Annotated in this window: 14 protein-coding genes; 4 read left to right on the top strand and 10 right to left on the bottom strand. The window is 65.2% G+C overall.

Annotation, left to right across the window (positions count from 1 at the left end):
• Positions 1 to 15: 15 nt before the first annotated feature.
• The 4 genes from fabG to AAHS21_RS21490 are packed head-to-tail and all read left to right on the top strand — an operon-like array spanning position 16 to position 3,733.
• A complete protein-coding gene (fabG, locus tag AAHS21_RS21505; protein ID WP_090422624.1) occupies positions 16 to 777 on the top strand; it encodes a 3-oxoacyl-ACP reductase FabG in 762 nt (253 codons plus the stop codon).
• 7 nt (positions 778 to 784) lie between these two features.
• A complete protein-coding gene (locus AAHS21_RS21500) occupies positions 785 to 1,915 on the top strand; it encodes an acyl-CoA dehydrogenase family protein (RefSeq protein ID WP_342929589.1) in 1,131 nt (376 codons plus the stop codon).
• Entirely contained in the window at positions 1,912 to 2,967 is a 1,056-nt protein-coding gene (locus tag AAHS21_RS21495) for an acyl-CoA dehydrogenase (RefSeq protein ID WP_342929588.1), read from the top strand. The genes AAHS21_RS21500 and AAHS21_RS21495 overlap by 4 nt, the downstream gene beginning before the upstream one ends.
• Before the next feature lies 1 nt (position 2,968).
• The gene (locus AAHS21_RS21490; protein WP_342929587.1) at positions 2,969 to 3,733 is read left to right on the top strand and encodes an enoyl-CoA hydratase/isomerase family protein; all 765 of its coding nucleotides are present in this window, start codon (positions 2,969 to 2,971) and stop codon (positions 3,731 to 3,733) included.
• 22 nt (positions 3,734 to 3,755) lie between these two features.
• Here the strand turns inward: AAHS21_RS21490 and AAHS21_RS21485 are convergent, their stop codons facing one another.
• The 10 genes from AAHS21_RS21485 to AAHS21_RS21440 form a co-directional block, all read right to left on the bottom strand.
• Positions 3,756 to 4,763 carry an acyl-CoA dehydrogenase family protein gene (locus AAHS21_RS21485; RefSeq protein WP_342929586.1) on the bottom strand — a complete coding sequence of 336 codons (1,008 nt, stop codon included), beginning with the start codon at positions 4,761 to 4,763 and terminating at the stop codon, positions 3,756 to 3,758.
• On the bottom strand, positions 4,760 to 5,914 hold the full coding sequence (locus tag AAHS21_RS21480) for an acyl-CoA dehydrogenase family protein (protein ID WP_342929585.1): 1,155 nt from the start codon (positions 5,912 to 5,914) through the stop codon (positions 4,760 to 4,762). The genes AAHS21_RS21485 and AAHS21_RS21480 overlap by 4 nt, the downstream gene beginning before the upstream one ends.
• A gap of 20 nt (positions 5,915 to 5,934) precedes the next feature.
• A complete protein-coding gene (locus tag AAHS21_RS21475) occupies positions 5,935 to 6,738 on the bottom strand; it encodes an enoyl-CoA hydratase/isomerase family protein (RefSeq protein ID WP_342929584.1) in 804 nt (267 codons plus the stop codon).
• 294 nt (positions 6,739 to 7,032) lie between these two features.
• The gene (locus AAHS21_RS21470) at positions 7,033 to 7,848 is read right to left on the bottom strand and encodes an enoyl-CoA hydratase-related protein (RefSeq protein ID WP_342929583.1); all 816 of its coding nucleotides are present in this window, start codon (positions 7,846 to 7,848) and stop codon (positions 7,033 to 7,035) included.
• Positions 7,849 to 7,871: 23 nt separating this feature from the next.
• Positions 7,872 to 9,509, bottom strand: a complete 1,638-nt coding sequence (locus AAHS21_RS21465) for an AMP-binding protein (RefSeq protein WP_342929582.1) — start codon at positions 9,507 to 9,509, stop codon at positions 7,872 to 7,874.
• Positions 9,506 to 10,351, bottom strand: coding sequence for a fumarylacetoacetate hydrolase family protein (locus AAHS21_RS21460; protein ID WP_342929581.1), 846 nt, complete (start codon positions 10,349 to 10,351; stop codon positions 9,506 to 9,508). The genes AAHS21_RS21465 and AAHS21_RS21460 overlap by 4 nt, the downstream gene beginning before the upstream one ends.
• A 43-nt stretch (positions 10,352 to 10,394) precedes the next feature.
• A complete protein-coding gene (locus tag AAHS21_RS21455; protein ID WP_342929580.1) occupies positions 10,395 to 10,916 on the bottom strand; it encodes an aromatic-ring-hydroxylating dioxygenase subunit beta in 522 nt (173 codons plus the stop codon).
• Entirely contained in the window at positions 10,913 to 12,199 is a 1,287-nt protein-coding gene (locus tag AAHS21_RS21450) for an aromatic ring-hydroxylating dioxygenase subunit alpha (protein WP_342929579.1), read from the bottom strand. The genes AAHS21_RS21455 and AAHS21_RS21450 overlap by 4 nt, the downstream gene beginning before the upstream one ends.
• The gene (locus AAHS21_RS21445) at positions 12,196 to 12,954 is read right to left on the bottom strand and encodes an SDR family oxidoreductase (RefSeq protein ID WP_342929578.1); all 759 of its coding nucleotides are present in this window, start codon (positions 12,952 to 12,954) and stop codon (positions 12,196 to 12,198) included. The genes AAHS21_RS21450 and AAHS21_RS21445 overlap by 4 nt, the downstream gene beginning before the upstream one ends.
• A 1-nt stretch (position 12,955) precedes the next feature.
• Entirely contained in the window at positions 12,956 to 14,032 is a 1,077-nt protein-coding gene (locus AAHS21_RS21440) for an extradiol ring-cleavage dioxygenase (RefSeq protein WP_342929577.1), read from the bottom strand.
• Between the last annotated feature and the right edge of the window lie 19 nt (positions 14,033 to 14,051).

The raw sequence follows: 14,051 nt of genomic DNA, 5'->3' as shown, positions 1-14,051 counted from the left end.
ATCAAGGAGGAATACATGTCAAACCCGGTGCGGCTCGCTGACCGAGTCGCCGTGGTAACCGGTGCGGGTCAAGGGTTGGGCCGCGCGATCGCGATCCGTTACGCCGCCGAGGGCGCCCGGGTGGCCGTCGTTGACATCAACGAGTCGACGGCGCAGGGTGTAGCCGACGAGATCACCGCCAGCGGCGGTACGGCGATCGCCGTACCCTGTGATGTGTCGCAGCGCCGCGCCGTCAACGACGCCGCGGCGCGCATCGCCGCCGAGCTGGGAACGATCACAGTGCTGGTCAGCAACGCAGGGCTGACGCGCCCGGCGATGTTGTGGAAAATGACCGACGAGCAGTGGTCCACGGTGCTCGACATCCACCTCAACGGGTCGTTCTACTGGCTGCAGGCCGTCGTCCCGGGCATGCAGGAAGCCAAGAAGGGCCACATCATCTTCACGACCTCCTCGGCGGGCATCAACGGGACAATCGGGCAGATCAACTACGCCTCGGCCAAAGCCGCACTCCTGGGCATGACGCGGTCAGCCGCCCGCGAGCTCGCCGCCTACAACATCGTCGTCAACGCGGTGGCTCCCGCGGCGGCGACTCCGATGACCGAGAATCTGCGGAGCAACGAGAAACTCAATGACAATTACCTGCAACGGATTCCGTTGAAGCGGTGGGCCGATCCCGAAGAGATCGCCGGCACCTACGTATTCCTCGCCTCCGACGAGACCGATTACATGACCGGTCAGGTGCTCGCCATCGATGGCGGCCTGGTGATGGTCCGGTGAGCGGGCAATGAGGCTGGAAGCAACCGACCTCAGCGTCGACGAACTACGGCTTCGCGACGAAGTCCGCGCCTTTCTGGCGCAGCGACTTCCCGCCGGCAGCTACGACATCGGCCTCGGCTTCGCCGCCGCCAGCGACCCGGCATTCTCGGCTGACCTGGGTTCGCGGGGATGGCTGGGCATGGCGCTGCCCCGCGAGTACGGCGGCGGTGGGCGCACCGCCGTCGAACGGCTCATCGTGGTCGAGGAGTTACTCGCTGTGGGAGCACCCGTCGGCTGGCACTGGGTCGCCGACCGCCAATCGGGACCCAACATCGCCGCCAACGGCACAGAGGAGCAGAAGCGCTATTTCCTGCCGCGCATCGCCAGTGGTGAATTCTCCTTCGCGATCGGGATGAGCGAACCCGACGCGGGATCGGATCTCGCTTCGGTGCGCACCAAGGCCGTCCAGGTCGGCGGTGGGTGGATGCTCAACGGGACGAAGATCTGGACCTCGGGCGCCGCCGAGGCCACCCATCTATTGGGGTTGTTCCGCACATCCGAGGACCGCTACCGCGGCCTGACGCAGCTCATCGTCGATCGCAACGCCAAGGGCCTGACCGCCTCGCCGATCCCGTTCATCGATGGCACCCGCCACTTCTGTGAGGTGTCCTTCGAGGACGTGTTCGTCCCCGATTCAATGCGACTGGGCGAGGTGGGCGCCGGCTGGGGCCAGAACACCGCCGAGCTCGTGCTGGAACGCGGCGGCGTCGACCGGTGGATGTCGGTGATGCCGGTGCTGCAGCACTGGGCAGAAAACCTGTCCGGCGCGGTGCCCGGGTGGGCACAGGCCGAATTGGGTTCGGTTACCGCACGCTGCTGGGGATTTCACGGATTGTCGCTGTCGATCGCCCGGGCGGTTGACCGAGGCGAGTCCCCCACCGTGGAGGCTGCCCTGGCCAAGGAGATGGCCACCCGATTCGAGCAGGAATGCATCGAGATCGTGCTGCGGCATTTCGGGCGCACACCCGAACTGACGTCCTCCGACCCGTATGAGTCGCTGCTCGCCAGGGCTGTCCTCACCGGGCCGGCGTTCACCATCCGAGGCGGCACCACCGAGATCCTGCGCAACATTATTGCGAAAGCGTTGGTCAAACCATGAGCCAAACCGTCCATCGCGATTCCGACCTCGTTGGGCTGGTCCGGGATTATTTCTCCAAGACCTTCACCCCCGAGGTCATCGCCGGCGTCGAACGTGACGGTCCCTCACCACAGCTTTGGCGCTCCGTCGACGAACTCGGTTTGCCCCTCGTCGGCATCGACGAGGACAGCGGCGGCTCTGGTGGATCACTGCTAGACCTGCTCGCGGTGATGGAGGGCGCCGGTCGCTATGCGGTGCCCCTGCCGCTGGCCGAAACCAGCCTCGCTGCCTACCTGTTGGCGCGGGCGGGGGCCGAGTTACCTGCCGGACCGCTTGCCGTCGTACCCGATCCGGGTGAACTCGCCCTTGCCGGCGGGCGACTGACCGGAACAGCAGCCCATGTTCCCTGGGTGCGTGGCGCCACCCGCATCGTGGCGGTGGTGCCCGATGAATCGGCCCGGGTACAGGTGGTCTCGATCAACCCCGAGCACCTCGATGTCACCGCGGGAGCCGACCTGGCCGGCATGCCGCGCGACACGATCCGGGCCCTCGACGTCGCGGTCAACTGCTACCCCGCCGAGACGGGTGTCGACGATGTCCTGCTGCGCGGAGCACTGCTGCGCGCAGCACAGATGGCCGGTGCGATCACTGCGGTGTTCGAACTGACCAAAACCTACGTCGGACAGCGGGTCCAGTTCGGCAAACCGATCGGTATCTTCCAAGCCGTCCAGGCGCACGTCGTGGAACTTGCCCAGGCGTCGGCGCTGACAGCACTGTCTGTCGACCGGGCCGGGGCCGCCGCCCTTCGGGGGCCGGGGTCGTTTGAGATCGTCGCGACGAAGTCGCTGGCCAACCGCCATGCCGGCCTGGTGACAAGGGCCGCCCACCAGGCGCACGGCGCGATCGGGATGACGCAGGAGTACTCCCTACAACTGTTTTCACGGCGTCTGCACACCTGGCGTGGCGACTTCGGCGACGAGACGACGCTGAACCTGCGCCTTGGCGCGGCCATAACCCAAAGGGGCGGATTGACCTCTGCCGTGACATCCGCCGGTTCCACGATCGGAGTTTGACATGACCCGCAACATCACTGTGAGTTCCGACGACCATGTCGCGGTGATCGAGATCAACCGGCCTCCGGCCAACTATTTCGACCGTCAGCTCATCTGCGAGATCGTAGATGCGACAGGCGAACTGCACGCCCATGGCACACGGGCGATCGTCCTGTGCTCAGAAGGCAAGCATTTCTGCGCCGGGGCGAACTTCGCCGACGGCGAGATGGAGGACGATCGGTCCCGTTCTTCGGGGCTGCTCTACCGCGAGGCGATTCGGTTGTTCGACGCGAAGGTGCCAATCATCGCGGCGGTGCAGGGCTCCGCCGTCGGCGGAGGCTTGGGGTTAGCCTGCGCAGCCGACTTCAGGGTGGCCACCCCATCGAGCCGGTTCCACGCCAACTTCTCGATGTTGGGCTTCCACCAGGGTTTCGGGCTCTCCGAGACGTTGCCCGCCATCGTAGGCACCCAACATGCGATGGACCTGCTCTACACCAGTCGACGCATCGATGGTCAGCATGCCTTTGAGATCGGACTGGTCGACCGGCTGGTGCCAGACGCGCAACTGCGGACCGAAGCGCTGAACTGGGCAGCCGAGATCGCGGCGGCCGCTCCCCTTGCCGTGCAGTCGATCCGGGAAACGCTGCGGGCCCCACTAGCGAACCGTGTTCGCGTGGTGCTGGAGCGTGAGCTCGATCAACAGCAGAAGCTGTGGGCCACCAACGACAGCAAGATCGGCATCGCCGCCAACCTGGCCCGCGAAAAGGCGGTATTCACCGGTCAGTAGCGGCGGCGCGTACCGGCGCCGGTCACAGCATCTCAAATGCGGCGTCCACCTCATCGCCATCCAAAAATGCGCTACCGACGACTTCGGTGAGCGCTTGGTGACCACCGAGAAGTGCGTCCAACGCGGCGGCGCGCTCGACGTATCGGTGAATGTCGCTTTCCCTGGTCAGGCCGATCGCACCGAACACCTGCACCGCGTGGCGCATCAGCACCGCTTGCGCGTGCCCGGCGCGGATCTTGGCGATCAGCGCCGCCCACACCTCTGCGTCGCTTCGCGCGACCGCGTAGGCGTTGTCGAGCACCGCTCGGGCACCGGCGATGGCTACGTAGGCCTCCGAAAGCCGGTGGCGGACAGCCTGAAAGGAGCCGATCGGACGTCCGAACTGGACCCGGGCCGCGGCGTGCGAGGTCACCAGGTTAAGTGCGGTGTCACAAACCCCGAGGATCTCAGCCGCCAAGGCGCGCCGTCCTGCCGCCACGGCGCGATCCCACTGCGCTGCCGCGCAGATGGCCTCAACGTCCTTCGGCACGACGGCGGTCACGATACGCCAGCCGCTGTCGAAGTCGAAGCCCCCCAGGGACTCGGCCGACACGCACAAGTCGGCGGCCGTCAGCGCAATGAGTCCCACTGCTCCACCGGGCAGCGTCGCAGCGATCACGGCCTCGTCGATGTCGGTGAGCGACCCGAGGATCAGCCCGACGATCGGCTCGTCGCAGCGCAGCGCCACCGATCCCTCCGGTGGATGCGGATAAATGACCGCCCGACGCCGGCCGGTCGGCAATACCTCGGACAGCTCTGCCAGCATGACGTCGTCCAACGCGCGCGAGGATGCCAGTGCCCGACCGTGTTCGGTGAAAAGCAGCGTGACGGCGGTGGCGGGATCCTCGGCCAGAACCTCGGCCCAGCCCAGCTCGGCGAGCAGCGGCGCGATGTCCTGGGCCCCGGTCCGCTTTTCGAAGAGCTCACGCAGCGACGCGGCAATCTCCTCGCGGATCGCGGCGTCGAATCCCGATGTCTGTACGGCGCTCACGTGGTTCGTTCCTTGGGCAGGTTCAACACTCGGTCGGCGATGATGCCGCGTTGCACTTCGGCGGACCCGCCCATGATCGTCGAGGCCCGGCTATACCACCAGTCGTCCCGCCATCGCGCCGCCAGAGGACCCTCGCCGAAGAGGAATTCGCCGGGCAAAAGGTCGCGGGCGGCGTCGTGCAGGCCGGTCTCAACCGTCGCCAGCAGAATCTTGTCCACGCTGGCCTCCGGACCGACACTCTCCCCGGCGGCGAGCCGGCGCACCGTGTTGGCGCTGCGCGCTTTGAGCGTGGCGATGTCGGTGTAGCACTCACCGAGCCGGCGCACGCCGCCATCGGGCAGTCCGTCGACAGCGTCACGCAACTCTCGCAGCTTGCGACCAGCGACAGTGGCACTCAACCAGGCATACATCGCCCGTTCGAACTGCAGCAGAAACATCGCGACCTGCCAGCCTTGTCCCTCATCGCCCAGCAGGCGAGATGCGGGCACCTCGGCGTCATCGAAGAACACCTCGGACAGTTCGTTCTGTCCACTGGCCATCGCGATCGGACGGATTTCGACGCCGGGAGTGTCGGTATCGACCATCACCATCGTCAGCCCGCGGTGCCGGCTCTCCAACGACCCGGTACGCACCAGGCAGATCAGACGCCGGGCGGTAGCCCCATGGCTGGTCCAGATCTTCTGGCCGGACAGCACATAATGATCACCCTGCCGGCGGGCCCGGCACCGCAGCCCGGCCAGATCGCTACCGGCGTCGGGCTCAGAGAACGACTGGGCCCACCATTCCTCACCGGCGAGATAGGCGGGCAGGAACTGCGCGCCCAGCGCCGGCGCGAACCGGAGTACCGCCGGCCCCAGGGTCTCCAGCAGCATCTGCTGCTCGGGTACATCCACACCCGCCGCGCTCAGTTCGTCATACAGCACGGCGCGATGCCGCTCGTCGCCGCCGCAGCCGCCCGCATCGACGGGCCAGCCGTACCGATTCCATCCACCCTCGAACAGCCGCGCCATCAGCGCCGCATGCTCGGCCATGTGCGTCTCGGTCGAGGGGTAGCAGGAATTGCGCCACCGCTGCAGACTCGGGTCCTGCCCGACGTACTCACGTACGGCGCGCCGATAGGCGGAGACGTCGGTGGTCAGCTCCGTCCGCATTGCAACGCTGCTCGAGGTCACTATGACGACTTCGCTTCCGCCGCCCTGGCCGCGGACCGTTCCAGGAAGCGGTTGACCAACGCCTGGTGCTCGGGGGTCTCGAACGAGTCGTACTCCTCAGACAGCGCGTACTCCAGCACCCCGGCAACCGCGCGCTTGATGTGCATGTTCAGCGCCCGCTTGGTGCTTTGCACCGCTTGCGGAGGCAGTTTGGCGATGCGTTGCGCCACGGCCAGCGCCTGATCGAGCAGGTCCGCGTCGGGCACCACCCGGTTGGCCAGCCCCAGCGCCACGGCCTGTTCGGCCGGGATGGACTCACTGGTGAGCAGGTACTCCTTGGCCCGTAACATGCTCATCAGCAGCGGCCAGGTCGGTGCGCCGCCGTCGGCGGCGGTCAGACCGACGCTCACGTGCGGGTCGGCCATGTAGGCGCTCTCGGCGATCAGCACCACATCGCTGAGCACGGCCAGGTTGCAGCCCAGGCCCACGGCGGGACCGTTGACCGCGGCCACGACGGGCAGCGGGAAGTCGACCATTTCGGTCAACAGCCGCTTGGCGCCCTCGATCTCACGACGGCGCCGGGGCCGGTCGTCCCAGAGTTCGACGAAGTGCTGGAAGTCGCCGCCGGCGCTGAACGCCCGACCCGCGCCGGTCAACACCACCGCGCGCGCGTCCGCGTCGGCGGCGAGGTGGCGCCACACGGACTGCAGCGCGATGTGCAGGGGTTCGTTGGTCGCGTTCAACGCTTCCGGGCGGTTGAGAGTGACCACGCGAATGGCGTCGCGCTCCTCGATCAGCAACTCAGGCTCGAATGGATTGTGCATGTGCTCCCCACTTATGGCGCCATCGGCAATCGGCATGAGCGCCCGCCGGAACGGTCGTTGGGAATCCTAACCCCTAACTTGACGCCCTTGTCAAGTAAGGATGTTGCTAGCCCCTAGATAGATCGTGATGACCCGTATTTATCCAGTTCAAGATGGCAATGGACAAGAACCGACGCTTATGTCAACTCCTCCCGTATTCCCGCGGACTGTGCGGCGGTGAAACGGGACACCGAGCACTCCGCGCGCAGCGCGGTCTCTGCTGCCACACCTGCCACCGCGTCGCCCACTTCAACCTCATGCCTCGACGCCGACCGGCGCATTCGTGGCGTACGCCGCGAAGTCCGGCTTGCGTTTCTCGGCGAACGCCCGGGCACCTTCCTGCCCTTCGGGCGACTCGTAGAAGAGGTCGACCGCGGACAACCCGAGGTTGCTCAGCCCCGCCTGATGATCGGTGTCGGCGTTGAACGACTGCTTAAGGAAGCGGATGGCCGTGGGGCTCAGCGCGGCGATCTCGGCCGCCCAGGACTTGGCTTCCTCGAGTAGCCGATCGGCTGGGACCACCGCGTTGACCAGACCCCAACGCTCGGCCGTTTCGGCGTCGTACTGCCGGCACAAGAACCAGATCTCGCGAGCCCGCTTCTCGCCGACCACGCGTGCCAGGAAGGCTGAGCCGAAACCCGCGTCGAAAGACCCGACCCGTGGCCCCGCTTGACCGAACGTGGCGTTGCCGGAGGCGATGCTGAGATCACACAAGACATGCAGCACATGACCGCCTCCGATTGCGGCCCCGTTCACGGCGGCGATCACCGGTTTCGGGATGTCGCGAATCAGCTTGTGCAGATAGCCGATTTCGAACAGCCCGCTCTCGGTAGGGCCGTAATCACCGGTCTCCGCGCGCTGTTTGACGTCACCACCCGCGCAGAATGCCTTATCACCGGCGCCGGTCAGGATGACTGCGCGCACGGAGTTATCGGCCCAGGCCGAACGAAAGGCTTTGATCAGTTCCTCGACCGTCTGACCACGAAAGGCGTTGTAACGCTCGGGTCGATTGATGGTGATGACGGCGGTGGCGTTTTCCACCGAGTAGGTGATGTCGTCGTAGTCGGCCATTGGCATTCGCTTTCGGTCGTGTATCAGTGGGAGGGCAGTACAAGGTCGGCGGCCAGCGCCTGCAGGCGGATCTTGTCGACCTTCCCGCCGGGATTGATGGGAAGTTCGTCGACGATCAGCAGGCGTTCGGGGAACTTGAATTTCGCAAGACCGTGGTGGTCGAGAAACTCAATGAGATCCGACAGCGTGGGCGGTTGGCCGCTGGCGACCACGACAGCGCAGGCGCGTTCGCCCAGTCGCGCGTCGGGCACGGGGACAATCGCTACCGCCGCCACGGCATGGTGCTTGATCAGAACCGTTTCCACCTCAAGCGGAAAGATGTTCATTCCCCCGCGCAGGATCATGTCCTTGGCTCGTCCGACGATTCTGAGGTATCCGGCATCGTCGAACTCGCCGAGATCTCCGGAGCGGTACCAGCCCTCGGGATCCCAGTTGGCCAAGTCGTAATCCGGCTGGTTCAAATATCCATACGTGTTGTTGGCGCCGCGCCAGAACACCTCACCGGTCTGGCCCCGAGGCACTACGGAGCCGTCGGGTCGCCGCAACTGGACTTCCTCGCCCTCGCAGACTCGGCCGACGGTGGTCCATCGCGCCCACTCGGGATCGTCGAGGGTTGTCATGGTCGGCACACCGCCATCGGTGGTTCCGTAGACGTTCTGGACTTTGCAGCCCATCCGCCGTTCGACCTCCTCGGCGACGCGGGGCGGCAAGGGTGCACCGGCATTGTTGAACCGCGTGAATGCCGAGAGGTCGGCCGACTCCAGATCGAGGTCGAGCATCATCACCATCTGGGTCGGTATCGCGGTTGCGAAGGTGCACCGCTCGCGTGCGATCAGTTCCAGCGCCGGCTGCGGGCGCCAGTGCTCGAGCATCGCGCTCGTCGCACCGATCAGCAGCGGCATCAGGATCGCGAAGATGTAACCGGTGGATCCCTGCCCGGCCGGTGCGATCGCGGCCGCCACGTCCTCGCGGGTAAGGCTCAACGCCGGGGCGGTCTGGTGCACCAGCAGCGTGATCATGTCGTTGCCGCTCCACAGCGACGCCTTCGGCACACCGGTGGTACCCGACGAGCACATCACGTGCGCCGGCTCATCCGGATCGGCACGCAGTCGGTGCGCGGTGGCCGCGTCCAGCGGTTCGGTGGCACGGATCAGCGCTTCGAACCCGTCGGCGGCTCCCGTCCGGGCGTAGAGCACCTCGCGTAGATCCGGCAGCGTCGACCGCAAGTCGTCGTGCAGCGCCCGGACGTCGATATCACCATCGGATTCCACGCCGATCAGCACCTGCGCACCGATCGTGTCGAGCAGTGCGCCGACCTCCGCGCGGCGCCATCGGATGGGCATGGCAACGATGTAAGCGCCGATGCGGTTGGCCGCCAGGTGGACCAGCGGTATTAGGCCGCAGGTCGGCAGCTGCACAGCAACCCGGTCACCCGGTTTGACGCCGAGGTGCAGCAGCAGATTGGCCGCCCGCCGGGTCAGATCCGCGAGCTCTCCGTAGGTCCAGCGCACATGGTCGTCGATCAGCGCTAGTCGATCCGGGTCGCGGGCCACATGCTCGTCGAACATCTCAGGCAGTGTTTGGTCGCCCCAGATGCCGGCTTGGCGGTACCTGCGCGCCTGCTCCTCGTCGTGCCAGCGGTGGATGACCTTGTTCTTCATCGGGTAAATCCCGGTACGACCATCGTGTTTCGCAGTCGTCCTACACCCTCGACTTCGGTCTCAACAATGTCTCCGACCGCGACATAGCGAGGCGGCTTGCGGATGAAGCCGACGCCGGACATGGTCCCGGTGAAGATCAGGTCGCCGGGATAAAGCGTGCAATACGTGGATAATTCGGCCACGATGTCAGGCACCGAATAGATCATCCGTGACGTGCGGGCGTGCTGCACTTGCTCACCATTGACCCAACAGGTGATGCCGATGTCGTCGGGGTTGGGAAATTCATCCGGCGTCACTAACCACGGCCCGGTCGGGCCGAAGGCGGGGTAGGACTTGGCCAAACCCCATTGGCTGGCGGCCATCTGCCGCTCTCGCTCGGAATAGTCTTGGCCGCCCATCACTCCGGCGACGTGATCCCACACCTCGCGTTTGGCCACGCGGTGTGCCAGCGTACCCATGACAACCACCAGTTCGGCTTCCCAGTCCACCGTGTTCTTGGGCAGCGGGACGTCGGTGTTCGGCCCGGCGATCGAGGAGGGGAACTTCGAGAACACCTCCATCACCTCGGGCAGGGTGAAGTCGGCTTCCTCTGCGTGGTCGGGATAGTTCGCGCCGATCGAGAACACCTGGCGCGGCCTTGGTGACGGCGCTCCCAGGCTCTGCTCGTCGATCGGGTCGGCGGGAAAGTCAACCCCCGACGCCGCCCAGCGCCGGAATTCCGGCCACCGGTCGTAGACGGCCGCCGGATCGGCCGAAAACAGACCGTTGCTGGCCTTCTCGACATCGATGCCACCGCCCTCGACCACCAACGTTAATCTGCCACCAACATTGGCTACACGCACCAGGATTCACCTCCGCGGCCGATTGGCCGATCGATTTCGGTGTTCACAGAATGAAACTGACCTTTCCCTGCGGCCGGAGTTCCTCGCAGTCCAGCGTGGCCCGACGCTCCCGGATGCGGAAGCCGCCGTCTGCGCCGCGTACCAGCACGTGGCGGTACTCACCGGTGAACAGGTGTGACGCGCTGCGCCGGTACCGGTAGACGGCGAAGTTGGACAACACCTCGAAACCGTTCGCGCCGTTATCGTGGACGCGCACGTTGGTAATCAACCGGCGGGTCCGTGAGCGTGGTCGCTCGACGAACGCCATCTCACTTTCCAGGCGCTCCACCCTTCCCACGATCTGTGGGTAGGAGTCGGCGATGATGAAGACGGTCTTGTCGGGAGTGGTGGAATCGATTGCGTCCGTGGACGGAACAAGGTACGTGCAGTCCTCGGTCAGCAGCTGCAACCATTCCGGTAGCTTCCATGTATCCAGTAACTCGGCCTCGTGATAGAGAAACGATTCGACTTCGTATGCGGTGTCGCGGTCAACGGTCGCCGGATGGGAAGACAGCATCTTGGTCATGACTGCTCGGCTCCGGCCATGGCGACCTCGTCCGTCGCCGCAACGTCCGTCTGCCACTGGCGCCAGAATCCGCGCATCTGCTCCTCGTCGGTCAGACTCGGAACGTCCTTCCCCATTCCTTTGGAGACGATGTTCCACTCCGTGCCGCGCACGCGTCCGTAGGCTTCCTGGCAGGCTTCGATGACTTCGTTGTCGTCCGGAGTCGCGAAACCGCCTGGCCCCAGGAATTCGAGATACCCTTGGATGCGGTGTTTGCGCAGTTCTGGGTCCTCGCCGACGGGGGCCAAGCACCACGCCGTGACATCGGTGTGGTCGACGGCGACCGGATCGAGCACCCGCAACTGCAGCGATGCGGCGTCGATGATCAAAAGGTTGGGATAGATCAGAATGTTCTTGGAGGTCTGCCCCACGAGTTCGGCGGTCTCGTCGCCGAACTTGTCCACCAGCTCCGCGGCGATGGTGCGGACCCGCTGCTTGGCCTCTTCGCTCATCACCGCAACAGGTTTGGCGACCGACCGGCCGAAAGGCGCCTTGTAGCGCATCATTACGTGTCCGTTGCCAAGGCTCAGACCCACTCCGTCCAAGCCTCCGCCGAGATCGTAACCCCGGCTGTTGAGGTAGGCGAAATACGTCTTGTGCACGGCCATGCCGTGGTAGCCGTCGAGACTGTTTTCGACGATGAGCTTCCAGTTGCCGCCCATCCGGTAGATATGTGTTCCCTCAACCACTTCCATCTGTCCGGTCAGTGATTGGTCGATGACGGCATCCAGGTATGGCAGCACCGGAGCGAGGTAGTCGCGCAGCGGCTGGGCGTCACGGTTGAACGTGGCAAAGACGAAGTCCCGGTACACCTCGAACCTGGGCGAATCCAGGCTGAAGTTCGCGGGATCGAAACTGGGTGGGAACGATGCGCGCTCGGCGACACCGATCAACTCTCCCGAGTTCTTATACGTCCATGCGTGATACAAGCAGCGGAATCTTTCGGCATTTCCCTTGGGCTCGCGACAGACCAGCGCACCACGGTGACGGCAGGTGTTGAAGAAGACCCGAAGCTCACCGCTGTTGTCCCGGCACATGATCAGCCGTTCTCCGACCACCGTCCGCGCGACGAAGTCACCCGGGCGAGCCACCTCGGTGGCGTGACCCACGTACAGCCACTTATTGGCGAAGATGGTCTTCTGTTCGCGTTTCAGATGTTCCTCGTCGGTGAAGACCGACCGATGTACCCGGAAATCCACACCCGGGGTTTCGACGACCAGATCCTTGTATCCGTTGCCAGTCATGCGAGCGTCGACCCCCCATTCACACCGACCACCTGGCCGTTGATGAATCCCGCCTCATCGCCGGCGAGAAACTCGACGAGAGCGGCAACCTCACTGAGCTCCGCAGGCCGGCCCATCGGGATCTGGGAAACGAAGCGCTGGGTCAGTTCGGGCTGCTCCCGCAGGAACCGCTCGAATTCGGGCGAGCGGACAGCCGGAGGCGCCACCACGTTGAAAGTGACACCCTGCTTACCGAATTCACGGGAAAGGCTGCCGGCCACCGCATGCACGCCACCCTTGGCCGCGTTGTACATCGCATGGTCCTCGAGGCCGTTGCGCACCGAATCGGCGCCGATGAAGATCACCCGGCCCTTGCCGGTCTCGAGCATCACCGGCAGCGCGGCCAGCGTCGATCGCAGCGCCGTCCACAAGTTGCGATTGATGGTGGCTTGCAGGGTTTCCTCGGTGTGGCTGAGCGTCGGGCGGATGACGCCGCCGCCGGCGTTGTTGACCAACACGTCGAGGCCACCGAAGACCGAGACCGCTTGCCGTACCATCTGTTCGGCCGCTTCCCGGGTGCTCAGGTCACCGACGCTGGTGATCACCGGCGCGGCGTGATCGCCTTCGAGCTTGGCGGCCAATTTGGCCAGGCCCTCGTCGTTGGTGTCGGCCAGCACCAGCGATGCGCCCGCCGTGGCGAATCGCTCACTCAACGCCGTCCCGATACCGCCCGCGGCGCCGGTGACGATGACACACTTGCCGGTGAATGCGCCCATCTCAGCTGTCCCCTGCCACCTGGTAGACGCCGAAGACCTTGTTCGAGGTGAACAGGTCGGTTTCGATCATCTCCATCCACTCGGGACGAACGCCGAGGCGGTCGACGGCACCGGCAAGGCAGAACCAGTTCAGCATCTCGTGTTGCCCGGCCCGCTCGACCTCCTGAAGGGTTACATCGCGCCAGGCGGCCGGTTTGTCACCGTTAAGTTGCGCGAACAACTCCCGGTCCCGGGCCGTGTCCGGAAGCAGGAAACGGCTCGCCTCGTTGAGGAACGCGTGCGACCAGCTCGACGAGGCGACCAGGGCCACCCGTGACTTGCTTTGCAGACAGATCTCGGCCACCGCGGCGCCGAGGTCGAAGCAGCGAGCCGGCGCAGGTGCCGGTGGATCCAGTTCGGAGATGTCCTTGGGCATGCTGCTCAGATAGGCCAAACCGCCCTTGTGTTTGACCAATCGACGGCCGTAGCAGTTGATGGAGAAGAACAACGACGCATAGGGGAAGCCGTCACCGGCCCAGTCGAGGTAGCGCAACGTGTTTGCGAACGCGGCCGGCATCGGACGGTCGGGCAGGGGCTGGTAGCTGTAGGCGATATCGAAGCCGCGGCTTAGCAGTTCGGTGGTGAGTTTCTTGCCGGCCCGAGGCGCGCCCTTGATCGGATACGGCGTGTCTTCTGGCTCGCCCCACGCATTCGGCCGGCCCTTGTAGAACGGCCGTTGCCATAACCGCGTTTCCAGGTCGTCGAAAGCACATACCGCGAACGGCGGCACGCAGTCCTCATGGAACAACTCATACTGATCGTCACCCCAGATCAGCACGACGTCGGGCGCGAAGTCGTCGAGAGCGTCACGCACGCGTTGAAAGTTCTGACGCAGCTCCTCGCGGTGGGCTGCCGCCGCGGCCAGGCCGTTGTCGTCGCCCAGTTCGCGCACAAGCAGACTCGAGAGCGCGGCCGGGTCGCGCTTCTCGTCCGGCAGCTCAGGATCCCGCAACGCCCACCGAAATACATCGGCCATCCGCTCGTCGGGCAGCGCGAGCGGCGGGAAATGTGTGGCACCTACAGCCAGTACAGCACCCATGATTCGGTGATCCTCCTTG

This window comes from Mycobacterium sp. 050272, assembly GCF_039023525.1.
Classification (GTDB): Bacteria; Actinomycetota; Actinomycetes; order Mycobacteriales; family Mycobacteriaceae; genus Mycobacterium.
Note: the sequence above shows the minus strand (reverse complement) of the source record. Positions and strands in the feature narration are given on the sequence as shown.

Bases quoted from the DNA above. Each gene is read 5' to 3' on its own strand.
- AAHS21_RS21475 (WP_342929584.1), bottom strand. From the start codon at position 6,738: ATGCACAATCCATTCGAGCCTGAGTTGCTGATCGAGGAGCGCGACGCC.
- AAHS21_RS21480 (WP_342929585.1), bottom strand. From the start codon at position 5,914: ATGCGGACGGAGCTGACCACCGACGTCTCCGCCTATCGGCGCGCCGTA.
- AAHS21_RS21470 (WP_342929583.1), bottom strand. From the start codon at position 7,848: ATGGCCGACTACGACGACATCACCTACTCGGTGGAAAACGCCACCGCC.
- AAHS21_RS21500 (WP_342929589.1), top strand. From the start codon at position 785: ATGAGGCTGGAAGCAACCGACCTCAGCGTCGACGAACTACGGCTTCGC.
- fabG (WP_090422624.1), top strand. From the start codon at position 16: ATGTCAAACCCGGTGCGGCTCGCTGACCGAGTCGCCGTGGTAACCGGT.
- AAHS21_RS21450 (WP_342929579.1), bottom strand. From the start codon at position 12,199: ATGACTGGCAACGGATACAAGGATCTGGTCGTCGAAACCCCGGGTGTG.
- AAHS21_RS21465 (WP_342929582.1), bottom strand. From the start codon at position 9,509: ATGAAGAACAAGGTCATCCACCGCTGGCACGACGAGGAGCAGGCGCGC.
- AAHS21_RS21445 (WP_342929578.1), bottom strand. From the start codon at position 12,954: ATGGGCGCATTCACCGGCAAGTGTGTCATCGTCACCGGCGCCGCGGGC.
- AAHS21_RS21455 (WP_342929580.1), bottom strand. From the start codon at position 10,916: ATGACCAAGATGCTGTCTTCCCATCCGGCGACCGTTGACCGCGACACC.
- AAHS21_RS21495 (WP_342929588.1), top strand. From the start codon at position 1,912: ATGAGCCAAACCGTCCATCGCGATTCCGACCTCGTTGGGCTGGTCCGG.
- AAHS21_RS21440 (WP_342929577.1), bottom strand. From the start codon at position 14,032: ATGGGTGCTGTACTGGCTGTAGGTGCCACACATTTCCCGCCGCTCGCG.
- AAHS21_RS21490 (WP_342929587.1), top strand. From the start codon at position 2,969: ATGACCCGCAACATCACTGTGAGTTCCGACGACCATGTCGCGGTGATC.